The 21,495-nt window shown below is 51.7% G+C and carries 25 protein-coding genes; 11 read left to right on the plus strand and 14 right to left on the minus strand.

The features are described from left to right. Nucleotides 1-8 precede the first annotated feature (8 nt). Entirely contained in the window at nt 9-737 is a 729-nt protein-coding gene (gene trmJ / locus ACMHXE_RS15275) for a tRNA (cytosine(32)/uridine(32)-2'-O)-methyltransferase TrmJ (protein ID WP_101057136.1), read from the minus strand. 151 nt (nt 738-888) lie between these two features. Here trmJ and suhB point away from each other — a divergent pair, with 151 nt between their 5' ends. From suhB to ACMHXE_RS15305, 6 genes are all read left to right on the plus strand, one after another. Then, nucleotides 889-1,689, plus strand: coding sequence for an inositol-1-monophosphatase (gene suhB / locus ACMHXE_RS15280; protein WP_039033837.1), 801 nt, complete (start codon nt 889-891; stop codon nt 1,687-1,689). 350 nt (nt 1,690-2,039) lie between these two features. Then, nucleotides 2,040-3,206: an NnrS family protein gene (locus ACMHXE_RS15285; protein WP_412486710.1), complete on the plus strand. Its 1,167-nt coding sequence runs from the start codon at nt 2,040-2,042 to the stop codon at nt 3,204-3,206. A gap of 85 nt (nt 3,207-3,291) precedes the next feature. Continuing rightward, on the plus strand, nt 3,292-3,696 hold the full coding sequence (locus ACMHXE_RS15290; protein WP_039033836.1) for a phosphate-starvation-inducible protein PsiE: 405 nt from the start codon (nt 3,292-3,294) through the stop codon (nt 3,694-3,696). Nucleotides 3,697-3,967: 271 nt separating this feature from the next. After that, on the plus strand, nt 3,968-4,270 hold the full coding sequence (locus tag ACMHXE_RS15295) for a PilZ domain-containing protein (protein ID WP_144361138.1): 303 nt from the start codon (nt 3,968-3,970) through the stop codon (nt 4,268-4,270). Nucleotides 4,271-4,343: 73 nt separating this feature from the next. Then, nucleotides 4,344-5,012: an AAA family ATPase gene (locus tag ACMHXE_RS15300; RefSeq protein ID WP_101057132.1), complete on the plus strand. Its 669-nt coding sequence runs from the start codon at nt 4,344-4,346 to the stop codon at nt 5,010-5,012. Further along, nucleotides 4,999-5,349 carry a replication protein RepA gene (locus ACMHXE_RS15305; protein WP_224866365.1) on the plus strand — a complete coding sequence of 117 codons (351 nt, stop codon included), beginning with the start codon at nt 4,999-5,001 and terminating at the stop codon, nt 5,347-5,349. Before ACMHXE_RS15300 ends, ACMHXE_RS15305 begins: the two co-directional genes overlap by 14 nt. Here ACMHXE_RS15305 and ACMHXE_RS15310 read toward each other — a convergent pair. Continuing rightward, a complete protein-coding gene (locus ACMHXE_RS15310) occupies nt 5,343-5,585 on the minus strand; it encodes a YecH family metal-binding protein (RefSeq protein ID WP_413732724.1) in 243 nt (80 codons plus the stop codon). The two genes, ACMHXE_RS15305 and ACMHXE_RS15310, sit on opposite strands and share 7 nt — an antisense overlap. 121 nt (nt 5,586-5,706) lie before the next feature. Here ACMHXE_RS15310 and ACMHXE_RS15315 point away from each other — a divergent pair, with 121 nt between their 5' ends. From ACMHXE_RS15315 to ACMHXE_RS15325, 3 genes are all read left to right on the plus strand, one after another. Beyond that, the gene (locus ACMHXE_RS15315; RefSeq protein ID WP_101057126.1) at nt 5,707-7,383 is read left to right on the plus strand and encodes a sensor histidine kinase; all 1,677 of its coding nucleotides are present in this window, start codon (nt 5,707-5,709) and stop codon (nt 7,381-7,383) included. After that, on the plus strand, nt 7,380-8,090 hold the full coding sequence (gene btsR / locus ACMHXE_RS15320; protein ID WP_101057124.1) for a two-component system response regulator BtsR: 711 nt from the start codon (nt 7,380-7,382) through the stop codon (nt 8,088-8,090). The genes ACMHXE_RS15315 and btsR overlap by 4 nt, the downstream gene beginning before the upstream one ends. 134 nt (nt 8,091-8,224) lie before the next feature. Next, complete coding sequence (locus ACMHXE_RS15325; RefSeq protein ID WP_101057122.1) at nt 8,225-9,667, plus strand: carbon starvation protein A; 1,443 nt, start codon at nt 8,225-8,227, stop codon at nt 9,665-9,667. 88 nt (nt 9,668-9,755) lie between these two features. Here ACMHXE_RS15325 and ACMHXE_RS15330 read toward each other — a convergent pair whose 3' ends face one another. From ACMHXE_RS15330 to ACMHXE_RS15375, 10 genes are all read right to left on the minus strand, one after another. Next, a complete protein-coding gene (locus ACMHXE_RS15330; protein ID WP_039033828.1) occupies nt 9,756-10,304 on the minus strand; it encodes a YaeQ family protein in 549 nt (182 codons plus the stop codon). A 55-nt stretch (nt 10,305-10,359) separates the two neighbouring features. Continuing rightward, the gene (locus ACMHXE_RS15335) at nt 10,360-11,271 is read right to left on the minus strand and encodes a bifunctional precorrin-2 dehydrogenase/sirohydrochlorin ferrochelatase (RefSeq protein WP_234555783.1); all 912 of its coding nucleotides are present in this window, start codon (nt 11,269-11,271) and stop codon (nt 10,360-10,362) included. Further along, complete coding sequence (locus ACMHXE_RS15340; RefSeq protein WP_101057118.1) at nt 11,271-11,630, minus strand: rhodanese-like domain-containing protein; 360 nt, start codon at nt 11,628-11,630, stop codon at nt 11,271-11,273. Before ACMHXE_RS15340 ends, ACMHXE_RS15335 begins: the two co-directional genes overlap by 1 nt. Before the next feature lie 30 nt (nt 11,631-11,660). Continuing rightward, nucleotides 11,661-11,978, minus strand: coding sequence for a putative signal transducing protein (locus ACMHXE_RS15345; protein WP_101057116.1), 318 nt, complete (start codon nt 11,976-11,978; stop codon nt 11,661-11,663). A gap of 250 nt (nt 11,979-12,228) precedes the next feature. Continuing rightward, nucleotides 12,229-13,176: a protein translocase subunit SecF gene (gene secF / locus ACMHXE_RS15350; RefSeq protein ID WP_165565321.1), complete on the minus strand. Its 948-nt coding sequence runs from the start codon at nt 13,174-13,176 to the stop codon at nt 12,229-12,231. A gap of 11 nt (nt 13,177-13,187) precedes the next feature. Continuing rightward, nucleotides 13,188-15,038 (minus strand): protein translocase subunit SecD, encoded by a 1,851-nt coding sequence (gene secD / locus ACMHXE_RS15355; RefSeq protein WP_165565322.1) that lies wholly within the window; start codon nt 15,036-15,038, stop codon nt 13,188-13,190. 17 nt (nt 15,039-15,055) lie between these two features. Beyond that, complete coding sequence (yajC, locus tag ACMHXE_RS15360; RefSeq protein WP_025011473.1) at nt 15,056-15,388, minus strand: preprotein translocase subunit YajC; 333 nt, start codon at nt 15,386-15,388, stop codon at nt 15,056-15,058. A 28-nt stretch (nt 15,389-15,416) separates the two neighbouring features. After that, a complete protein-coding gene (gene tgt / locus ACMHXE_RS15365) occupies nt 15,417-16,541 on the minus strand; it encodes a tRNA guanosine(34) transglycosylase Tgt (RefSeq protein WP_028781041.1) in 1,125 nt (374 codons plus the stop codon). A gap of 149 nt (nt 16,542-16,690) precedes the next feature. Beyond that, entirely contained in the window at nt 16,691-17,728 is a 1,038-nt protein-coding gene (queA, locus tag ACMHXE_RS15370; RefSeq protein ID WP_165565323.1) for a tRNA preQ1(34) S-adenosylmethionine ribosyltransferase-isomerase QueA, read from the minus strand. Between the two features lie 58 nt (nt 17,729-17,786). Next, nucleotides 17,787-17,948: a hypothetical protein gene (locus ACMHXE_RS15375; RefSeq protein WP_165564218.1), complete on the minus strand. Its 162-nt coding sequence runs from the start codon at nt 17,946-17,948 to the stop codon at nt 17,787-17,789. 144 nt (nt 17,949-18,092) lie between these two features. Between ACMHXE_RS15375 and ACMHXE_RS15380 the strand changes: the two genes are divergently transcribed. Together ACMHXE_RS15380 and ACMHXE_RS15385 are read left to right on the plus strand one after the other, a co-directional pair. After that, nucleotides 18,093-18,686, plus strand: a complete 594-nt coding sequence (locus ACMHXE_RS15380; protein WP_413732729.1) for an ACP phosphodiesterase — start codon at nt 18,093-18,095, stop codon at nt 18,684-18,686. A gap of 99 nt (nt 18,687-18,785) precedes the next feature. Next, nucleotides 18,786-19,439, plus strand: coding sequence for an RluA family pseudouridine synthase (locus ACMHXE_RS15385; RefSeq protein WP_165565325.1), 654 nt, complete (start codon nt 18,786-18,788; stop codon nt 19,437-19,439). Nucleotides 19,440-19,534: 95 nt separating this feature from the next. Here the strand turns inward: ACMHXE_RS15385 and ACMHXE_RS15390 are convergent, their stop codons facing one another. Together ACMHXE_RS15390 and sstT are read right to left on the minus strand one after the other, a co-directional pair. Continuing rightward, nucleotides 19,535-19,870, minus strand: a complete 336-nt coding sequence (locus ACMHXE_RS15390; protein WP_224866361.1) for a hypothetical protein — start codon at nt 19,868-19,870, stop codon at nt 19,535-19,537. A gap of 353 nt (nt 19,871-20,223) precedes the next feature. Beyond that, complete coding sequence (gene sstT, locus ACMHXE_RS15395) at nt 20,224-21,444, minus strand: serine/threonine transporter SstT (protein ID WP_101057497.1); 1,221 nt, start codon at nt 21,442-21,444, stop codon at nt 20,224-20,226. Nucleotides 21,445-21,495: the final 51 nt, after the last annotated feature.

Genomic DNA, 21,495 nt, shown 5'->3' on the forward strand with positions numbered 1-21,495 from the left:
TCCTCGGATTACTCTTCTTTACTGTCGACCTTTTTTTCTACCGATGTCAGGATCCCGCGCAGTATGTTCATCTCCTGCGTTTCGATTCTGGCCCGGGTAAACAGGCGCCTCAGCTTAATCATCACCTGTCCCGGATGATTCTTGATAATAAAGCCGGTTTTTTGCAGTGTCCGTTCCAGATGTTCAAAGAAACGCTCATGATCTTCACTGCTGGGATACTCGGCCAGTTCCTGCTCGACTTGTTGATGTTTCTCCAGCCATGCCACCCGTGTTTCATAACAGATAAGCTGCACAGCCTGAGCCAGATTGAGTGAGCTGTATTCCGGGTTGGCAGGGATACACACATGATAGTGGCATTTTTGCAACTCTTCGTTGCTTAAGCCATGGCTTTCACGGCCAAAGACAATAGCAACAGGCCCCTGGCAACTTTCAAGCGCCAATTTGCTGCCCGCTTCACGGGGTTCAAGCACGGGCCAGTCGAGTGTGCGGCTGCGGGCACTGGTGGCAATCACCAGACTACAGTCTTTAATTGCCTCTTCCAGGCTGTCGACCTTGACCAGATGCTTGAGAATATCAGAGGCGCCGGCGGCAAGCGCAATGGACTGACCGTCTGGTTCAACTTTGGGCTCCGCCAGATAAAGGTTGGATAATCCCATGGTTTTCATGGCCCTGGCCACAGAACCTATATTGCCGGGATGCGTGGTACCTACCAGGACGACACGAATATTGGAGAGCATGGAACAACTTCAAAAATAAAAAAATCAGGAGGCGGATGGTACCACAGGCATATTTTTTTGCTTATAGAAAAATCGCCATTTGATATCAGCGTCAACTAGGATATAATCTGCGCCGAATTTTTGTCCGTTCTTTAACATCCAGGGGATTGCAATGCATCCGATGCTGACTATTGCCGTGCGCGCTGCTCGCGCTGCAGGCCAAACTATTATGCGTGCCTACACCGAACTCGACCGTATTGAGGTCGATGCCAAAGGTGTCAACGATTTTGTGACCAGTGTAGACAAGGAAGCAGAAGCAGCAATTATCTATCAGATCCGCAAGTCCTATCCAGACCACAGTATAGTGGGTGAGGAAAATGGCGAAAACCGCGGCACCAACCAAGATTATCTGTGGATTGTTGATCCTCTGGACGGCACCAATAACTTTGTTAATGGTGTACCTCACTTCGCCGTCTCTATCGCCATGCAGTACAAGGGCAAAACTGAAGTTGCCGTTGTCTATGATCCCGTTCGCGATGAACTATTCAGCGCCGTCCGCGGTAAAGGGGCCAAGCTGAATGATTTCCGTCTGCGAGTAAACAATGTCAACGATCTGGGTGGAAGCCTGGTTGCCACAGGATTCCCTTTCAAGGCTCGTCAGCACACCGAAACTTATATGAAGCTGTTTGGCGAAGCTTTCTCTCTGAGTGCCGACTTACGCCGCGCCGGCTCTGCCGCACTGGATCTGGCTTATGTAGCCGCCGGTCGTGTAGACGCCTTCTTCGAACTGGGCCTCAAGCCTTGGGATATCGCCGCCGGCGATCTGATTGTTCGTGAAGCCGGTGGTACAGTTACCGACTTCAGTGGTGGCCACAACTACCTGCTCTCCGGCCATATCGTTGCCGGCGCACCTAAAGCCACCAGCCTGCTGGTCAAACGCTTCCGTCCCCTGTTGAGCGACGCTCTGAAGTAAGTTATCAGACAAGTACTTGAGCAAACATTGAAACAACACGCTAAAGTACTGAATTTATTTAAAAACCGCCGAGTGGCGGTTTTTTTATGCCTGAATACCAAGAAGATAGAGCGGACTTCAATCCGTTCGAGTAATCAGATTGAATCAAACAGGATTAAATCAATAAGGCTTTGAATGAGCCAAGCCGAAATAACCAAGGATGAGTATCTTCCCCCCCTACCCTTCAAACAGATAACTCTTTGGATATATTTACATGTATTTATATTACACCTTAAAATACCCGAGTATTTTGTTTGGGTATTTAAGGCAAGACTATGAGTAAATCCGGCACTCGCAACACCCGGGGAGGGATCCTCAACATTGACGAACCGGCCAACAAGCAGTTTCCGCTGGCGCTTTTTCGTTTGGGTTTCAGGCCTTTTTTTCTCGGTGCCAGCCTGTTCGGCTTGTTGTCGCTCTTGCTTTGGGGAGCCTTACTCAGTGGTCAAGTCCAACTGATTCCCCACGCCAATCCCCTGTGGTGGCATGGACACGAAATGCTGTTCGGTTTCACCGGCGCTGTTATCGCAGGCTTTTTGTTAACAGCAGTTCAAAACTGGACAGGGATCCCGGGCATAAGAGGCTGGCCTTTACTGCTGCTCTGGTGTCTATGGCTGGCTCCCAGACTACTCTTGCTTGATGCCGGCATAGCCCCTTTTACTTTAGTAATGCTGTTGGATCTGGCATTTTTTCCGGTCACGGCAATAATACTGGGGTTAGCTGTCTTCAGGGTAAAACAGTGGCGCAACCTGGTGTTTGTCCCCCTGCTGCTGTTACTCTTTTGTGCCAACCTCCTCTCTTATCTTGGCCTTGAACAGCCTGGGTTGGCACAAAAAGCATTGCAGGCCGCGGCGCTGTTGATCGTTATTCTGGTGGCTCTACTTGGCGGCAGGGTAATCCCCTTCTTTACCGAACGCGCCACAGATTTCAAGCGCGGGGCACCAAGCCCTGTACTTGAAGCTCTCAGCTTCGCCTCTTTGATTCTCATGCTGATCAGCTTGTTTTTACCCTATTCCTGGTTGACACAAACATTGGCCTTGCTGGCAGGCACAGTACTGTTGTTGCGCTGGGCACGCTGGGGCTGGCACGCCAGCCTCAAGGTACCGCTGCTGTGGTCACTGCATTTAAGTTACCTGTGTATTCCGATCGGACTGCTGATTATTGGTGTCAGCGGCCAGATGATGTTGGGGTTTCATGCCCTGACCGTTGGCGGTATGGGAGGAATGATCTTGGCTATGATGGCGAGGGTATCTCTGGGGCATTCCGGCAGGCCACTGCAGATTGCCTGGCCTATGATCCCCGCCTTTGGCTTGATGTTACTGGCTGCAGCCTTGAGGGTCGCGGCAGCAATTGTGCCTCAGCTAAGCCAAATCTTACTAATAGGCGCGATTCTCTGCTGGCTATTGGCATTTACCACTTTTATAGTAGTTTACGCGCCTATTCTTTGCCGAGCTAGGTTGGATGGCCGCCCCGGTTAAAGGTTCTGTGAAAGCTATCACACAGATTTCGCGGCGAGCAGGAAATTTACTGATACTATTTAGGAAATGATTTCAGGGAGTTTTCATGGAACTGTATCGCCAATACGGCTCTAAGAGCCTTAAAGCCGTCGAACATCTGGTCTTGTTTGTTATTGCCATTGCCACAGTCGTCGCCATTGGCCAGGAGATAGTGCATATCTTCAAAATGGGCGCTGTGGCCCTTGCCGATCTGCTGCTGCTGTTTATCTACTTGGAAGTGCTGGCCATGGTGGCCAATTATGCCGAATCCGGCAAGTTACCTGTACGTATGCCGCTCTATATCGCAATAGTGGCTTTGGCCCGTTATCTTATCCTGGACATGAAATCGATGGAAGATTGGCGCATAGTCGCCATCTCAATCTCAACCTTGGTGCTTGCAGCAACTGTGATAGTGATCCGCTGGGGGCAATTGAAGATGCCCTACCCCAAGAATCAAGAGTATGACAATTAACTGGAACCCGGCAGACGCCGGGTTCTTTTTTATCAGCTCTTTAGAACTGACCCTAGCTACCGACAAATCTATGCTATTTTTAAAACACTTACCCCATTTCACATAGGATTTGATTCTCACAGCGATAATGAAAATGTGCGGTACAAATACGGTAAATCAGGGTTATCAGGACACATACCCAGAGCCGTTACCGCATCCATAGCCTCGAGAGACTCAAACCTAAGAAATATGGGATAACGGCCTACTATCCATTGAACTTAAGGGGACTGCCATGGATGAAAATCTGGATGACTTTATCGAAAGACGCAGATCACTGCGGGTCGATCTGGAGGCGGAGCGGATCAGGCTTCATTGGATAAATAAAGCGGGTGATGAACTCAATGACGATGGCATCTGTATTGATCTGTCCAGACGGGGGATTTTGTTTGAGTACCATCAACCCTTTACCTTGGGAGAACTGGTATCTGTAACCTTCCATGCAGGAACCGATTCACAAAATACCATCAAGGGACAGGTGTGCCGTTGCAGCGAGATCAACCCAAAGCGTTTTCACATCGCCATGCAACTTATCTAGATCCCCGACGTAGTATCCGGGGTGTTCTATACTTTACATCAACTTAAGTACCAAGGACACGGGGAGAAAATCCATGATACTGCTCGTAGGCGGAGAGAAAGGGGGCAGTGGCAAGAGCTGTCTGGCCCAAAATCTGGCTGTACACATTACCCAGAAATATCGGGCCAACGTGTTAATGGTCGACTGTGACCCCCAGCGCACCACATCCGACTGGATCCAGGCCCGCAACAATGACCCTTCCCTGCCTGCAATCAACTGTATTCAGCTCTACGGCAAGATCCGTAACGATCTCCTGAGCCTGGATGAACGCTTCGACTATGTAATAGTCGACTGCGGCGGCCAGGATAACCTGGCGATGCGAGCCGCCATGTCGGTTGCCAGTTATGTGGTGATCCCTTTAAGACCCAAGCGGCGTGATTTAAAAACCTTGCCCCATATGGAAGATATGCTCAGCACCTGTAAGATGGTCAACCCCAAGATGGTGGCGACAATAGTGTTGACTCAATGTCCGGCGCTGCCTTCACAGTTCAAACGCATTCTGGAAGCAAAAGATGTAGTAAAATCGTTCGGTCTGAGGGCGCTGGACTCGGTCACTTTTAGCCGCAATATCTATGATGACAGCGAAGAAAAAGGCTCCTCTGTCATCGAAATTGAGCCCGATGGAAAAGCCGCCGAGGAGATACGCAATATTGCCGACGAGCTGTTAGCCATTCCGCCGGAAAACTCTTATGAGCTTAACTGATCTCAAACGTCACAAGATCAAACCCAAGGCCAAAAAGGTCTCTGTCGACGATTTCATCGAAGATGCCAATAACTACGCCCATGGGAAACCCAGCCGCTTGGGCGGTGGCTCTGTGGCCAAATCTCGAACGGGACTGGATAAAAAATCAACCCGTCTCTATCGCCATGCCACTTTTACCCTGACTGAAGCCAGCATTAGTCAGCTGGACGGTATTGCCCGCAAGACGGGTATTGCCAAGTCCAAACTGCTGCGGATCTTCATTCGTGATTTTCACAGTCTGAGCGACAAAGCCCAAGCTGAAATGATTGCCAGAGATCAGACAAATGAAACTCAGTGACGACAAATTTTACTCTCAAGGGTGCTCAGCCCCTGAGATGATTCGATAAATTTACCCTTGGCGGCCAGAAAGTTGAGCAAAGCCTCTGCGTCCATTCCCTCGGCGCTGCAGGTATGATAACAGGCGTCTTTACCGAAACGCTCCTGCATCAATGCCTTGAGCTTGTCCCGTTTAATGGGAGCGGTTTGTTCCAGCAACAACTGCAACACCTGATGGCCATGTACCGACGAATTCATGTATCCTCCACAAAACAATGAGTCGCAGCCGATTTTTAACGGATTTTGCTGCAGTATTCCCTGATTTAGCGCAACTTGTTTGTCGTTTTGGCGGTTGTTTGCTTGTGCAAGAGGAGTTGTCATGTCCCTTATTCTATTGCTGACACAGCAGATGAGCCTGTATTTGGTGATCGTTTATCTGGTCAGCAAGACCCCTTTGTTCAAGCTGTTTACCGAAGCATCGACCCGCCTGCCCCATAAGATCTTTCTCTATCTGGTATTTTCCGGCTTTTGCATCATGGCAACCTATTTCGGTGAGCAGACCCATGGCGCCATCGCCAATACCCGCGCCATGGGTGCAGTGCTCGGTGGCCTGCTCGGTGGCCCGACAACAGGTTTGCTGGTCGGCCTGACAGGAGGTTTACACAGGTATAGCTTGGGTGGTTTTACCGATCTGGCCTGCGCGGTTTCCACTACCTTGGAAGGTTTATCGGCCGGGATGATCAGCTATTATCTGCGCCGTCAGGGCAAGGCCGAGTTGGTGTTCAATCCAATCCTGGTGTGCCTTATTACCTTTTATGCCGAGATGATGCAGATGAGCATTATCTTGTTGCTGGCTGAGCCCTTTGATGAAGCTTGGGGACTGGTGCGTCAAATAGCTCCGCCCATGTTGCTGGTCAACTCCATAGGTGCGGCCCTGTTTATGAGCATGGTACGGGATCAAAAAACCATGTTCGATAAGCTCTCATCCAGCTTTTCCACCAAGGCGCTGAAAATTGCCGAGCGCAGCGTGGGGCTCTTGAGCTCCGGCTTCAACGAGGAAACCAGTACTCAAGTTGCCAAGATAGTCATAGAGGAAACCAATGTCGGCGCAGTGGCCATCACTGACAGGGAAAAACTCTTGGCCTTTATCGGTATAGGAGCCGATCACCACTTGCCCGGCACCTTGATATCGTCCCAAATAACCCTGGATGCCATACACCAGAACAAGGTGATGTTTGCCGATGGAGTGGAAGTTCCCTATGCCTGTTCCATTTCCCCCAACTGTAAACTGGGTTCCAGTTTGGTGATCCCACTTCGTAGCGACAATGAGGTCATAGGCACCATCAAGCTGTATGAACCCAAGAACAAGCTGTTTCTCAACATCAACCGCACCTTGGGGGAAGGGATCGCCCGTCTGCTGTCGAACCAAATTCTCTACGGCCGTTTCGAGCAGCAACAAAACCTGCTGACCCAGGCGGAACTCAAACTGTTGCAGGCTCAGGTTAACCCACATTTTCTGTTCAACGCGCTTAATACCATAGGCGCTATCATACGTCGCGATCCGCCCATGGCCAGAACCTTGTTGCAACAGCTGAGTCAGTTTTTGCGAATTAATCTCAAGCGTACTGCTGGCCTGGTGACTCTGGGAGATGAGTTGGAGCATATCGAAGCCTATCTCACCATAGAAAAGGCCCGTTTCATTGATAAGCTCGAGGTGGATATCGCCATACCCCAATCTCTGCTGACCATTAGAGTGCCGGCCTTTACCCTGCAGCCCATCATAGAAAATGCAGTCAAACACGGCACTTCGCATCTGATAGACACTGGCCGTATTCGGGTAGAAGGCCGCCGCACAGATGACAGACTCATACTGGAAGTTACGGACAATGCCGGCCTTTATCAACCCGCCGAAGAATCCGATGGCCTGGGGATGAACCTGGTGCACAAAAGAATACAGAATCTCTTCGGCCCAGATTATGGCGTCAGTGTCGAGTGCCAGAGCGACAGTTACACTAGAGTCAGCATACATTTACCCATAACGGAAACAGCCCTGTGATCACTTGTCTTATTGTCGATGACGAACCTTTTGCCCGTGAGGAGTTGGCCGAGCTACTGCTTCAGGCCGGCGACATTGAAATTCTCGGCCAATGTGGCAACGCCATAGAGGCCATGCAGGCGATAGCCAAGCTCAAGCCTCAGTTGTTGTTCCTAGATATTCAAATGCCAAGGATCAGCGGCATGGAACTTATCGCCATGCTGGATCCCGACAATATGCCCAGAGTGGTGTTTGTTACCGCCTACGATGAATTTGCCGTCAAGGCCTTCGATAACCATGCCTTCGACTATCTGCTCAAACCCTTGGATGAGAAGCGCCTCAGTCAGACCCTGGATAAGCTGCGCCGGGATCTCAAACCTCAGTCGCTGTCGGCCATAGCACCGCAACAACTGGAACACCTACCCTGTTTCAGCGGTAACCGTCTCAAGGTGATCCCGGTTGCCGAGGTAGAGTTTGTCTTCAGCGATCTCGGCGGGGTGCATGTGGCGACTGCCAGAGAAAAGGTTCATACCCAGTTAACGCTGAAACTGCTGGAAGAAAAAACCCCGCTGCTCAGATGCCATCGCCAATATCTGGTGGCCCCAAAGGCCATTGCCGAGATAGAACTGCTGGAGACAGGCGCCGAAGTCACCACCCGCAGCGGCGCCAAGATCCCGGTATCGAGGCGCTTTCTCAAGCCACTGAAGCAGCTGTTTGGTTACCAGTAAAGCACAAGCTAACAACCGCTCGGCGACCTAGGTAACCGCTCACCCCCGACTTTTGACCGCTGACCCAGTTCCCGCTGGGCCTTGTAACCAAAGTGTTTACAATTGCGTCAACTCAAATCGGGGAGATAACAACTATGATGTGGTTTTTGTTGTGTGTCGGTCTGTTGATCGGCGGCTACTTCATCTACGGCGCTTTTGTAGAAAAAATATTCGGGATCAACAATAAAAGACAAACACCCGCCTACGCCCAAACAGATGGTGTCGACTATGTGCCCATGTCCAAGGGCAAGGTCTACCTTATCCAACTGTTGAATATTGCCGGTGTGGGTCCAATCTTCGGTCCTATTCTGGGGGCGCTATACGGCCCGGCAGCCATGTTGTGGATTGTTATCGGCTGTATCTTTGCCGGTGCTGTGCATGACTACTTCTCCGGCATGTTGTCGGTACGTAACGGCGGTCAGTCAGTGCCTAACCTGGCGGGTAAGTACCTTGGCAAAGGCGCCAAGAACTTTATGAACATCTTCGCCATCATACTGCTGTTGTTGGTGGGTGTAGTGTTTATCTCGGCTCCGGCCGGCTTGCTCGGTAAGCTTACCGGCGGCAGCGTTGGTCTGTTTGTCGGCATCATCTTCGTTTACTACCTGATTGCCACCATAGTGCCGGTAGACAAAATCATAGGTCGCCTCTATCCCTTCTTCGGCGCATTGTTGCTGTTTATGTCTATCGGTTTGACCATAGCCATAGTGCTGTCCAGTGAACATACTCTGTTGCCGGGCTTTGAAGCCGGTGACTTTCTGCAGAACCTGAACCCTGACAACGCCCCGTTGTGGCCGGCGCTCTTCATCACCATCGCCTGTGGTGCCGTGTCAGGTTTCCATGCGACTCAGTCCCCACTGATGGCCCGCTGTGTTGAAAATGAATCCAATGGCCGCTTCGTGTTCTACGGTGCCATGATAGGCGAAGGTATCATTGCCCTTATCTGGTGTGCCGTGGCTCTGTCTTTCTTCGACGGTGTCGAGGGACTAAAAGCCGGAATGGACGGCAACCCTGCCAACGTGGTTTACAGCGCTTCAACCGGCCTTCTCGGTGCAGTCGGTGGCTTCATGGCTGTGCTTGGGGTCATCATTCTGCCTATCACCTCCGGCGATACCGCCTTCCGCTCTGCCCGGCTGATCTTGTCTGAGTACTTCAATATGCCTCAGACTGAGATGCCCAAGCGACTGATGTTGGCAATTCCGCTGTTCATCATAGGGGCGATACTGACCCAGGTGGACTTCGGCGTGATTTGGCGCTACTTCGGGGTCGCCAACCAGGCAACTGCGGTAATGATGCTGTGGACAGCTTCAGCCTACCTGCTGCGTCACAATAAGCTGCACTGGATCTGTACCATTCCGGCGATGTTTATGACCACAGTGGTGATAAGCTTCCTGCTCAACTCCAGTACCCTGGGTGCAGGTCTGCCAATGACAGTATCCACCATCAGCGGCATAGTGGTGACTCTGCTGGTAACCGCCTTGGTGATAATAAAGACCAAGGGCCGCAACGAGGTCGATGAAGTACTCCCAGAAGAAGGTTAAGCTCTGGAGATAAAACGCTACATAAACCAAGAGCCGCCCTTTTGAGGCGGCTCTTGTTATTTAAGACGACTCGCAGCAACCGAGACAATCACAATGCCAGGGGCTTCAACACTTTAGGTTCTACCATCACGCTGGCACTATCGCTGCTCAGGTAAATAATCCCGTCGCTGATATTGCAACCCAGTTTCATTGAACGGCTGACCAACTGCGCCATCTCCTTCACCTGCTCTTCAGGTATCTCCCACACTTTGAGGTTGGCATAACGGTTAAAGGCATGCTGATTCTGTTGCCACCATACTGGCACGCTGCGGCCACCATAGGCAAACAGCTGCACTTCGTCGGCGCGGCCGCTGGCCTTGCGCAGCCATTTTTCATCGCTCTGACCAAACTCGACCCACAAACGAATATCACCGTTAAGCTCGCGATCCCAAAGTTCGGGTTCATCATCAACACATAAACCCTTGCTGAAGGCCAAACTGTCAGAGGCGTTGAGCGCAAAGGCCAACAAACGCACCATCATACGCTCATCGGTTTCCGACGGATGCTGGGCAATGGTCAACTGATGATCCTGATAATAATGCCGGTCCATATCAGCAATACTGAGCTGAACTTTAAAAATACTCGCCTTCAAGGCCATGATAACTTCTCTGTGATAAGGAGGCAGATTCTGCCTCAATAAGGAAATAAAGGGTCTAAATAGCGCCGGGGCGCAGATGTTTGGCAAACGGAAACGCCGCCTTGAGCCTGGCGACTTCGTTTGCGTCGGCAAGACGCAACATCCGCATACCGGCTTGATATGATGCCAACAGGGCACTGTCTGCCATGGGCGCAGTGCGTGACGCGTCCCGGCGGATAAGCTCCAGCAACTCAGTCGTAGGGGCGGCATCTGTAATCAGGCTGTCTATCCGCTGCAACATTGGCATGGCGGCCAGCGGCAACAACTGCAGATGACAGTCATCTGCCAGCAGCAATAACTCTCCCTGCGCCTTACCAGAAGCAAAACTCAGCTCGAAATTCTCCCGGGTGCTGGCGTCAAACCTGTCACCATTGAGCTTAAAGAAATGCTCCCAGAAGCGTCGCCTGGCATCCACCGAAGGCAAGCGCTGCTGTACTTCCTCTCTGCGCTCGGCGATAAAATCCAGCAAAGGGTTGAGGCTTGGCGGCAGCAGAGTTTCAAGTTTGGCTCGCAAGTCTCTCGCAAACACAGGCGCGGCACCGGCGGTACTAATGGCCATTACCAGCCGCCCTCTATCTACGATGGAGGGAGTGATAAAATCACACTCGGATGGGGTATCAACCACATTGACCCATGCACCAAACTCGCGCGCCTTGGCCGCCAGGGTTTGGTTCAGATGACTGTCGGCTGTAGCCAGATAAACCAGCTCCCGCTCGACAAGATCCCGCTCTTCCACGCCCCGGCGAGACAGCCAAATCCGGCCACTGGCGGCATAGGCCTCCACCTCTGCACTCACCTTGGGCGCTACAAGGTGAATTTCAGCTTGGGTTCTGGCCAAGAGATCCAGTTTACGGCTGGCCACTTCACCGCCACCGACCAACAGCACTCTTATGCGTGAAGTGTCAACAAAAAGGGGAAAATACTGCATTAATCCTGTACCAAAGGCAATTCGTGGGCACACCAAGCGCGATAACCACCGTCAAGGGAGGCCACATTCCGATATCCCAAGCGTTGCAAACTCAATGCGGCCAGTATAGCGCGTTGCCCACCGGCACTATAGAGTAGCAGCGCTGCAGACTTGTCCGGAAATCGCTTACCGATATCCCGCTCCAATATGCCTCGGGACAGGTGCTTAGCCAGCGGCAGGCGATCTTTGAGCCATTCATGATCTTCTCGCACATCAATGAGCTGCCAGCTATCATCATGCTGATACTCTTCTATGCTTAATTCACGAACCAGCTCCCTGGCCTGTTCAACCAAGGCCATAAAATCAAGGCTATTTGTCATTTGCCACTCCCGGATCCTGCCATCGATAGCTTAATTATGGCACTCACTGCGTTCGGCGCTGCACTGCCAGCAAAGTTCAAAACTGGCGTCGTTGAACTCATGACATTGGAGGCATTGCCACTGGGGCCTATCGGCATCGAGACTGGCCAATTGTAACTGTGCTTGCTCCCGCTGCGATTCAGGAACCCAAAGTTCAACGGTTTGCATATCAACCGGCAACTCTCCCACGCCACCCAACAAGGCTTCACCGCGCAGTTCAACCCTCAATCCGGAGGTCTCCAGCATTCCCTTCCAGGTATGAGCCTGCAGCAGATTACCACCGGCTACCATGACTTTTCGTTCTTCCATGTTTCTTCCTACAACTTTAGGCCCTGCCACCGCAGAGAAATTAAGGAATGGATCCTATGGAAGGATCCGCAGCCCATGCTACTGATAAACGCCTGGGCTGTCGAGTGACAGCACCAAGCGAATTTACCTTTTGATAACAAAAGCGCATATCTGGATCATAAACTCAGGTTTTACTCTAACTTTGGCGCTATCCCCGTAATGCCCAGACACAAAAAAGCCACCCGCAGGTGGCTATTTTCTACCCGGTTTATCAGGGCATAATGGAGGGCTGATCGGCGCCTTCCTTCTCCACTTCTACCGGCATCATATGTTCGCGGTTGATCCCAAGCTTAATTGCCAGGAAGCTCGCCACATAGATGGAGGAGTAGGTACCTACCAAAATCCCCATCAGCAATGCCGTGGCAAAGCCGTGGATCAGAGTGCCGCCCTTGAGGAACAGCGCAACCACAGTAATAAGCGTGGTCCCTGTGGTGATAATGGTACGGCTCATGGTCTGAGTGATTGAGGTATTCACCACTTCCACAGGTGTTGCCTTACGCATCTTGAGGAAGTTCTCACGGATACGGTCAAACACCACAATAGTATCGTTGAGTGAGTACCCCACCACGGTCAGCAAACCTGCCAGTACCGTCAAGTCGAACTCCAACTGCAGGAAGGAGAACAAGCCCAGAGTCACTATCACGTCGTGCGCCAGTGCGGCGACCGAACCCATGGCCAGACGCCATTCAAACCGGAAAGAGACGTAGATAAGAATACAGATAAGCGCAACCAATACTGCCAGGCCGCCCTGCTCTGCCAATTCCTTACCGACCTGAGGGCCGACAAACTCCACACTCTTTTGCTGCACAGCCGGGTCTTGCTTGGCTGCAGCGGCAAAAACTTCCTTAACCTGGAGGTCGCTCTTGATGTCTTCGCGCACCTGCAGACGCACTACCACATCGCGGCTGGAACCGAAGTTTTGCACCACAGCCCCCGAGGTCAGTTCGGTATCGAGGGCAAGACGCAGCTCGTCCAGGTTAGCAGGTTTGCTGAACTCCATGATGACAGAGGTGCCACCGGTAAAATCCAGCCCCCAATTGATCCCCTTGGTTGCCAGGGATGTCAGAGAAGCCACGACCAACACTACCGACATAATACTGATGGGCAGAGCATGACGCAGGAAGTTGATAGAGCCTTTAAATGATAAAATCTGCAACATAATCAGCTTCCTCAGATCGACAGTTTCTTCACGCGCTTGCCGCCCCACATGGCGTTTACAATCGCCCGGGTGCCGACAATAGCGGTAAACATGGATGTCGCGATACCTATCATCAAGGTCACGGCGAAGCCTTTAATCGCGCCGCTACCCACTGCGAACAGGATAAGCGCGGTGATGAAGGTAGTAATGTTGGCATCGGCAATGGTGGAGAACGCATTACCATAACCTTCATGAATAGCCTGCTGAACACTGCGACCTGCGCGAAGCTCTTCACGGATACGTTCGTAGATAAGCACGTTGCCATCCACCGCCATACCCACAGTCAGCACCATACCAGCGATACCCGGCAGCGTCAGCACTGCGCCCGGGATCATCGACATCACACCCACGACCATGATCAGGTTGGCACACAGCGCCAGGTTGGCGATAACACCAAAGGCTCGGTAGTAGATCAGCATAAAGATCAATACCACAGCCATACCCCAGAGCATTGCCTGCATCCCGTTTTCAATGTTTTCGGCACCCAGGCTTGGGCCTATGGTACGTTCTTCCACTATGGATACAGGTGCAATCAGCGCACCGGCGCGCAGCAGCAACGCCAGGTTCTGGGCTTCGCCATGAGACAGACCCGTGATAACGAAGTTACGGCCGAGGCGGGCTTGAATGGTCGCGACAGAGATCACTTCCTCGATCTTATCCATCTTCACGCTGCCATCAGGGTTACGCTTGCCGCTGTCCTTATACTCGATAAACAAGGTCGCCATCGGCTTGCCGATGTTGTCCTTGGTCACGTTGGAGAAGATATTCCCACCCTTGGCGTCCAGACTGATACTCACCTGAGGCCGGCTGTATTGATCGAAGCTTGGCTGAGCGCCGGTAATATGATCACCGGTCAGCATCACTTCTTTCTTCAATACCGCAATACCACCTTCACGACGTGGATACACCTCGGAGCCTGGCGGTACCCGGCCCGATTGCGCCGCATTCATGTCGGCTTTCTCATCGACCATATGGAATTCAATGGAAGCGGTCGCCCCGAGGATCTCTTTGGCGCGAGCAGTATCCTGTACCCCCGGCAGTTCAACGATAATGCGCTCGGCGCCTTGACGTTGTACTACAGGTTCGGCAACCCCAAGTTCGTTCACCCGGTTACGAATAGTGGTGATGTTCTGCGACAGAGCATCTTCTTTCACCTGCTTGAGGTAAACTTCGCTCATGGTGGCCATCAGGGCAAAGTTATTACCCTCGCTGGCGTCGCTGAACACCATATCGTTGGAGCGACTCTTCAGGAAGCTCTCGGCTTTAGCCAGATTTTCGGCATCGCGGAACTTGATCTCAATGCCTTTGGCCGTAGCCTTGACACCCGAGTAGCGTATCCCCTCTTCCCGCAGCTGACTGCGGAAATCGGCGATCTTGGCTTCTTCCATCTTGCGGATGGCTTCGCCCATGTCCACTTCCATCAGGAAGTGCACACCACCACGTAGGTCAAGACCCAGTTTCATCGGTGAACCACCGAGTGACTCGAGCCAGGCCGGTGTCGCCGGTGCCAGGTTCAACGCCACGCTGAACTTGTCACCCAAGGCTTCGGCTATCGCTTCTTTGGCCAACAACTGCTGTTCGGCATTGTTGACTCTGACGAGTAACTGACCGTTTTCCAACTCGGAACGCTTGACACCTATCCCCTTGCTTTGCAGCAAGTCGTTAACTTGTGTCTGGGTCGTGACAGTCACATCCGCACCGCGGGTGCCCACCACTTGTACCGCGTGATCCTCACCAAAAAGGTTAGGCACGGCATAGAAAGCCCCGATGGCGATGATAATGATCACCATCAGGTTCTTCCATAAAGGATACTTATTTAACACGCCTCAGCCCCCTTGGCTTATAGCGACTGGATAGAGCCTTTTGGCAATACCGCCGCGATATAATCTTTTTTGATGGTGATCTGGGTGCTGTCGTTCAGGCTCAGCAGAACATAATCATTCTCGTCGCTGATCTTGGCGATTTTACCTATGATGCCACCACTGGTCAGGACTTCGTCGCCCTTACCCAGGGACGCCATCAGATTTTTGTGCTCTTTAACACGCTTGGACTGAGGACGGAAGATCATGAAATAGAAGATCAGACCGAAGATCACCAGCATGAACACCAATTCCATGGTACCGCCAGACTGAGGAGCACCGGCAGCACTAGCGTAAGCATTTGAAATAAACATATTTTTCTCTTCTTATCAGCAAATAAAATCAATCCACCAATTCAGGTACTTCACGGCCTTGACGACCATAGAAGTCCTTCACAAAGGCGTCTAATGTACCTGTCTCAATGGCGCCGCGCAAACCTTCCATTAACCTTTGGTAGTAACGCAGGTTATGTATGGTATTGAGACGGGCCCCGAGAATTTCATTACAGCGGTCCAGATGGTACAGATATGCCCGTGAGTAGTTCTTACAGGTATAGCAGTCACATTCCGGATCCAGCGGTGATGTGTCGTCACGATGCCGCGCATTGCGGATCTTGATAACACCTTCTGTGACAAACAAGTGGCCGTTGCGGGCATTACGGGTTGGCATCACACAGTCAAACATGTCGATACCGCGACGCACGCCTTCAACCAGATCCTCCGGTTTGCCTACCCCCATCAGATAACGGGGCTTGTCTGTTGGGATCTGCGGGCAAACATGCTCCAGTACTCTGTGCATGTCCGCCTTGGGTTCCCCTACAGCCAAGCCGCCGACGGCATAGCCGTCAAAACCTATTTCCAACAAGCCCTTGAGGCTTTCATCACGCAGATCTTCATAGACACTGCCCTGAATAATCCCAAACAGTGAGTTGGGATTTTCCAGGCGGTCGAACTCGTCCCGTGAACGTTTTGCCCAGCGCAGTGACATCTGCATCGACTTGCGGGCTTCGTCGTGAGTGGCAGGATACGGCGTGCACTCATCGAAAATCATCACCACATCCGAGCCGAGCGAATACTGGATCTGCATCGACTTCTCGGCATCCATGAAAATCTTTTCGCCATTAATGGGCGAGCGGAAATGCACCCCTTCTTCGGTGATCTTACGGATATCACCTAGACTGAAAACCTGGAAACCACCCGAGTCGGTGAGAATCGGCCGCTGCCAGTTCATGAAATCGTGCAGGTCACCATGCTTACGCATGATCTCTTCACCTGGGCGCAGCCAGAGGTGGAAAGTGTTTCCCAGTAGAATATCGGCTCCGGTGGCGCGCACTTCTTCCGGAGTCATCCCCTTCACAGTGCCGTAAGTTCCAACCGGCATAAAAGCCGGGGTCTCGACTGTGCCACGGTCAAAAATCAATCGGCCCCGGCGTGCGCGGCCATCAGTTGTATCCAATTCAAATTTCATGATTTACCTCGTCAGAGAAACAGTCTGACCTTAATTACGCGGACTTAGGCCGCAGCGTATAGACAACAGAGGGTCGAAAAGGCAAAAGGTTCACCCTTAAGACAAAATACCCGCTCATTGAGGCGGGTATTTTAAAGCAAAAGTAGCGTTCAGTGAGCTTTTTTAGTCACAAACATAGCATCACCATAACTGAAAAAGCGGTATTTTTCGGCAATCGCGTGCCGATAGGCATTCATCACCTCATCAAAGCCGGCAAAAGCACTGACCAACATGATAAGAGTCGACTCCGGCAGGTGGAAATTAGTGACCATGGCATCCACTACCTGAAACTCATATCCGGGATAGATGAAAATGTCGGTATCCCCTTTGAAGGCCTGCAACTCGCCTTCACTGGCGCGAGCAGCGCTCTCGAGCGAACGCACGGAGGTGGTGCCCACCGCGATCACCCGTTTCCCGGCCGCCTTGGTGCTATGGATTTTGGCCACCACCTCGGCCGGCACTTCGGCCCACTCAGAGTGCATCTTGTGTTCCAGTACGTTATCAACCCGCACCGGCTGAAAAGTACCGGCGCCAACATGCAAAGTCACAAAGGCAATATCCACGCCTTTGGCTTTCAGCTCGGCCAACATATTGTCATCAAAGTGCAAACCGGCCGTCGGCGCCGCAACAGCCCCCGGGGTTTGGTTATAAACTGTCTGATAACGCTCTTTGTCGGCATCTTCATCGGGTCGATCGATATAAGGCGGTAGCGGCATATGACCTACCTGCTCCAGCACTTCAAGCACACTCGAACCGGAAACCAGTTCAAGTTCAAACAGCGCATCATGACGCGCTTTCATCAACATCTTGAAGCCGCCATCGAGTAAAATTTCACTGCCTTCCTTCGGCGACTTGGAGCTACGCACATGGGCAAGCACCCGCTTATCATCCAGCATCCGCTCCACCAGGATTTCCAACTTACCGCCGGTCGCCTTCTGCCCAAATAGGCGCGCCGGAATAACCCGGGTATTGTTGAATACCATGAGATCGCCTGGCTGAACCAGGTTCAACAATTCGGTGAAGCGGCAGTCGCTAAGAGCCCCGCTGTTACCATCCAGAGTCAGTAATCTGGACGCACTGCGTTTCTCCATAGGGAACTTGGCGATCAGTTCCTCTGGAAGATCGAAAGAAAAGTCTGCTACACGCATGAATGGGCCTCGGCTTAGCTGGAAACGGCGGCTAGTCTAGGGACTTGAGGCGTTAAGATCAAGGCTCCAGCGGTTCGTTTGCCTTTTCGGCAAGGGGCTTGTTGTCATCAAAGGGCTCGCGCCGATATTCGAGTTGCTCGAACGGAATATCTATATCTACCCTGCGCCTCTGGGGCCTTGACGTTTTGTTGATAAGTTTATTGAACCAGTCCCACATCATCCTTGATCCTCTGTGTCACCGAACGCTAAGCGTAGCATCTTTTTCCACTGAGCAAAAAGAGAACATTAATCAGCGTCAGAGACTGTTTTCATTTGCCGGCTTGTCATGGTAACTTGAGGGCGAATTCGACACCCAGTAGCCAATATGAACTTCCTTGCACACCTGCATCTGGCCGATATCAGCCAAACCTCTCTCGGCGCCAATCTCGCCGGCGACTTTGCCAAAGGCAATATTCAACAATTTCCCAAACATCTGCAACAGGGGCTCTGGCTCCACAGACAAATAAACAAATTAACCGATAGCCACGAGTTAACCCGCGAGTTAGTGCGTACTTTCCCCAAACCACTTGCCAGAGTGGCACCTGTACTGATGGATTTGGCCTTTGACCATATGCTGGCAAAATACTGGGAGGAATATCATCATCAACCTTTGGCCACCTTTTGCAACAAGGCCTACGAGAGCCTAAGGCAAACCCCCTCTCTGCCCAAAGGCTTAACCCAATTGGCACCTGTGATGGAGCAGCAGAATTGGCTATTGAGTTATCAAAGCCGTCAGGGGCTCAACAGTGCAGTGACAGGCGTGAGTCGCCGCCTTTCAAAGCCGGATCTGTTCAACGGTGCCCAACAAGCGCTGCAAAAACTCGATACCGAAATCGAAATCGCCTTTCGAACCTTTTACCCGCAATTGATGGCTTACAGCCGGATATGGGCCAGAAAGACTCCGGCTGAATTTCTCTGATGTAAACCAAACCCCAAGGGCCGCTTTGGTTGACGCCACAAAGCCACTTTTGCCGGCCCCGTGGCTTTGTTAGAATTACGCCTTCACGAAGGAGAGTTCATGCAAGTTTTTGAGTACCGCCCACCGGCCCTGCCCTGGCTCGATATCCGCTATCTGGATCGCGATATTATTATCATCAACAAACCAGCCGGGCTGTTGTCCAACCCTGGTCGCGCCGCCGTAACCCATGACTGCGCCCTCACCCGCTTACAGCGCCTGTATCCGGAAACCATATTGGTACACAGGCTGGACTGCGCCACCTCAGGGATCATGGTTTTCGCCCGCAACAAGGCCGCCGAGTCCAGTCTCAAGACTCAGTTTCAGGAGCGGCAAAGCGATAAACTGTATGTGGCCGAGGTGGCAGGACATCTTGAACAGCCAGCCGGTGTTATCGACTTACCACTGGCAGCGGATAAGGCCAACCCACCTCTGCAGCAAGTCTCTGAGCAAGGTAAGAGAGCAGTCACTCACTATAAGGTGCTTGAGCGCCGCGAAGATTCCAGCCTGGTGGCATTGCAACCGGAAACCGGCCGGACTCACCAGCTCAGAGTTCACATGCTCGCATTGGGGCATCCGATTTTAGGGGATGATTTCTATGGTGGATGTGAGATTGAAAATGCCCGTCCACGGCTCTGTCTGCATGCTGCCAGCCTGGCATTTTGCCACCCTTACTCGGGCGCCGAGATGCATTTTGTCAGCCTGTCACCTTTCTGACCCTTGCAAGGCTTGGTAAAGACAGCCTTAAAAAACAGCTAAAGAAAACGCCCGCTTAGCGGGCGTTTTCTTTTCAAGACTTAGTCAGACTGCTATCAGGCACTCATCACAGATTTGGGTTCCAGACTGAAGCTATCGCCTCCTTCGGTGCAAAACTGCAGCTTGCCCTCTGCGGTTAAAATAAAGTACTCACCAAACAGGTTACCACCCATATCTTCAAGACATAAACCGGCATTGGTCTGTTTGGACTTCATCTCATCCACGCTGTGGCAACCATCGCTGAACCAGGTTTCCAGAAACAGCTTGCCACCTTCACGATACAGAGTCAGCTCTTCACCACTGCCGGGGCGACTATCCTGCCAACAACCAAGAAATTCTCGCTGTTGTTCGTTCTGTCGGTGCAGACGCTTGCGCTTTTCTACTCCAGACATATCCATACCCTTAAACCATGTCAGCCCAGCCTCTTTGGCTGACCCCAAATGCATGACATTAAGCATAGAACTCATAGTGTCCCTTTACCCGGCCAAAAGTAACAGAAAAGTGAAAAATTTGATTCCAAATCATTAAAAACCAATAAGTTAGAATGAAATCTCTCGAATGTGCGCAGTGTAGCCCAGTGAAAAAATAAAAGTGTGATCAAGATCACTTATTGCAGCTAATTTAAGCAATTTATGAAATGACTCACACAATACCCTTCCCGTCTGCCGTTTGAACGGTCACACCATGGCAAATGGGGGCCAAAAACAAAGGGCGGCCCCGAGGCCGCCCTTTATCTTCAACAATATTAGCTTAGCTTGCGCTCTTCGGCCTGGCAGACTGCCGCGGTAAACAACACATCAGTGGAAGAGTTCAGTGCAGTTTCGGCCGCATCCTGAATAACCCCGATAACAAAGCCAACAGCCACCACCTGAATGGCGATGCTGTCGCTGATGCCAAACAAGCTACAAGCCAGAGGGATCAGCAGCAGTGAACCACCGGCTACCCCGGAGGCACCACAAGCCGACACAGCGGCCACCAGGCTCAACAGCAAAGCGGTAGGCAAGTCGACACTGGTTCCTGTGGTATGCACAGCTGCCAGGGTCAGTACGGTAATGGTAATTGCCGCGCCGCCCATGTTGATAGTGGCCCCCAGAGGAATAGAAACCGAATAGGTATCTTTATGCAGTTTGAGGCGCTCACACAAGGCCATGTTCACCGGAATATTGGCGGCGCTCGAACGGGTAAAGAAGGCGGTTACGCCACTCTCTCTCAGACAAGCGAACACCAGAGGGTAAGGATTGCGTCTTGTCTTGAAGAATACCAAGAGCGGATTCACAACCAGGGCTATAATAGCCATACTTCCCAGTAAAACGCCGAGCAGACGGCCATAATTGTACACTTCCTCAAAACCGCTCTCGGCAAAGGTCACGGCCACCAGACCGAAAATGCCTATCGGCGCCAAGCGGATAATAAAGCGCACCATCTGTGAGATCCCATGACTGACATCGGCAAATACCTGTTTGGTCGAATCACTGGAATGATGCAGTGCCAGCCCAAGACCAATACCCCAAGCCAGAATACCGATATAGTTGGCATTCATCAGAGCATTGACTGGGTTGTCGACCAATTTGAACAACAGGGTATTGAGAACTTCCAGAATACCTTGCGGCGGCGACAATAACTGTTCAGGCGCCCTGAGCTTGAGTGTGGTGGGAAACATAAAGCTCATTACCACAGCTGTAAGTGCCGAGGCAAAAGTGCCGAACAGGTACAGAGCGATAATTGGCCGCATATTGCTCTTGGTATTTTTCTTCTGATTGGCAATCGATGCCGCCACCAGCAGAAATACCAGGATCGGCGCTATCGCCTTAAGCGCGCCGACAAAAAGATCTCCAAGGAAAGAAACGCTCTTTGCCCATTCCGGAGCAAAGTGTGCGAGCCCCATGCCCGCGATGATCCCCAAAAGGATTTGCAGTACAAGACTGCTCTTGGCCAATCGGGCCAAAAGTAAAGAAAATTGGTTCATTGCCTGACCTGTATTTATTATCTTTCTGGCACCAGTGCCACAGGAGTTACG

The sequence above is a fragment of the Shewanella sp. BJSY2023SW007 genome (assembly GCF_047314525.1).
In the GTDB taxonomy this organism is placed as follows: Bacteria; Pseudomonadota; Gammaproteobacteria; order Enterobacterales; family Shewanellaceae; genus Shewanella; species Shewanella chilikensis.

What these genes read in the sequence shown, in the direction of transcription:
- ACMHXE_RS15390 (WP_224866361.1), bottom strand. Translation starts at nt 19,870, where the DNA reads ATGTCTGGAGTAGAAAAGCGCAAGCGTCTGCACCGACAGAACGAACAA.
- ACMHXE_RS15380 (WP_413732729.1), top strand. Translation starts at nt 18,093, where the DNA reads ATGAACTTCCTTGCACACCTGCATCTGGCCGATATCAGCCAAACCTCT.
- ACMHXE_RS15300 (WP_101057132.1), top strand. Translation starts at nt 4,344, where the DNA reads ATGATACTGCTCGTAGGCGGAGAGAAAGGGGGCAGTGGCAAGAGCTGT.
- ACMHXE_RS15345 (WP_101057116.1), bottom strand. Translation starts at nt 11,978, where the DNA reads ATGGAAGAACGAAAAGTCATGGTAGCCGGTGGTAATCTGCTGCAGGCT.
- ACMHXE_RS15325 (WP_101057122.1), top strand. Translation starts at nt 8,225, where the DNA reads ATGATGTGGTTTTTGTTGTGTGTCGGTCTGTTGATCGGCGGCTACTTC.
- sstT (WP_101057497.1), bottom strand. Translation starts at nt 21,444, where the DNA reads ATGAACCAATTTTCTTTACTTTTGGCCCGATTGGCCAAGAGCAGTCTT.
- ACMHXE_RS15385 (WP_165565325.1), top strand. Translation starts at nt 18,786, where the DNA reads ATGCAAGTTTTTGAGTACCGCCCACCGGCCCTGCCCTGGCTCGATATC.
- ACMHXE_RS15375 (WP_165564218.1), bottom strand. Translation starts at nt 17,948, where the DNA reads ATGATGTGGGACTGGTTCAATAAACTTATCAACAAAACGTCAAGGCCC.
- yajC (WP_025011473.1), bottom strand. Translation starts at nt 15,388, where the DNA reads ATGTTTATTTCAAATGCTTACGCTAGTGCTGCCGGTGCTCCTCAGTCT.
- ACMHXE_RS15305 (WP_224866365.1), top strand. Translation starts at nt 4,999, where the DNA reads ATGAGCTTAACTGATCTCAAACGTCACAAGATCAAACCCAAGGCCAAA.
- ACMHXE_RS15295 (WP_144361138.1), top strand. Translation starts at nt 3,968, where the DNA reads ATGGATGAAAATCTGGATGACTTTATCGAAAGACGCAGATCACTGCGG.
- suhB (WP_039033837.1), top strand. Translation starts at nt 889, where the DNA reads ATGCATCCGATGCTGACTATTGCCGTGCGCGCTGCTCGCGCTGCAGGC.
- ACMHXE_RS15330 (WP_039033828.1), bottom strand. Translation starts at nt 10,304, where the DNA reads ATGGCCTTGAAGGCGAGTATTTTTAAAGTTCAGCTCAGTATTGCTGAT.
- ACMHXE_RS15310 (WP_413732724.1), bottom strand. Translation starts at nt 5,585, where the DNA reads ATGAATTCGTCGGTACATGGCCATCAGGTGTTGCAGTTGTTGCTGGAA.
- ACMHXE_RS15315 (WP_101057126.1), top strand. Translation starts at nt 5,707, where the DNA reads ATGTCCCTTATTCTATTGCTGACACAGCAGATGAGCCTGTATTTGGTG.
- secF (WP_165565321.1), bottom strand. Translation starts at nt 13,176, where the DNA reads ATGTTGCAGATTTTATCATTTAAAGGCTCTATCAACTTCCTGCGTCAT.
- ACMHXE_RS15290 (WP_039033836.1), top strand. Translation starts at nt 3,292, where the DNA reads ATGGAACTGTATCGCCAATACGGCTCTAAGAGCCTTAAAGCCGTCGAA.
- tgt (WP_028781041.1), bottom strand. Translation starts at nt 16,541, where the DNA reads ATGAAATTTGAATTGGATACAACTGATGGCCGCGCACGCCGGGGCCGA.
- trmJ (WP_101057136.1), bottom strand. Translation starts at nt 737, where the DNA reads ATGCTCTCCAATATTCGTGTCGTCCTGGTAGGTACCACGCATCCCGGC.
- ACMHXE_RS15340 (WP_101057118.1), bottom strand. Translation starts at nt 11,630, where the DNA reads ATGACAAATAGCCTTGATTTTATGGCCTTGGTTGAACAGGCCAGGGAG.
- ACMHXE_RS15335 (WP_234555783.1), bottom strand. Translation starts at nt 11,271, where the DNA reads ATGCAGTATTTTCCCCTTTTTGTTGACACTTCACGCATAAGAGTGCTG.
- queA (WP_165565323.1), bottom strand. Translation starts at nt 17,728, where the DNA reads ATGCGTGTAGCAGACTTTTCTTTCGATCTTCCAGAGGAACTGATCGCC.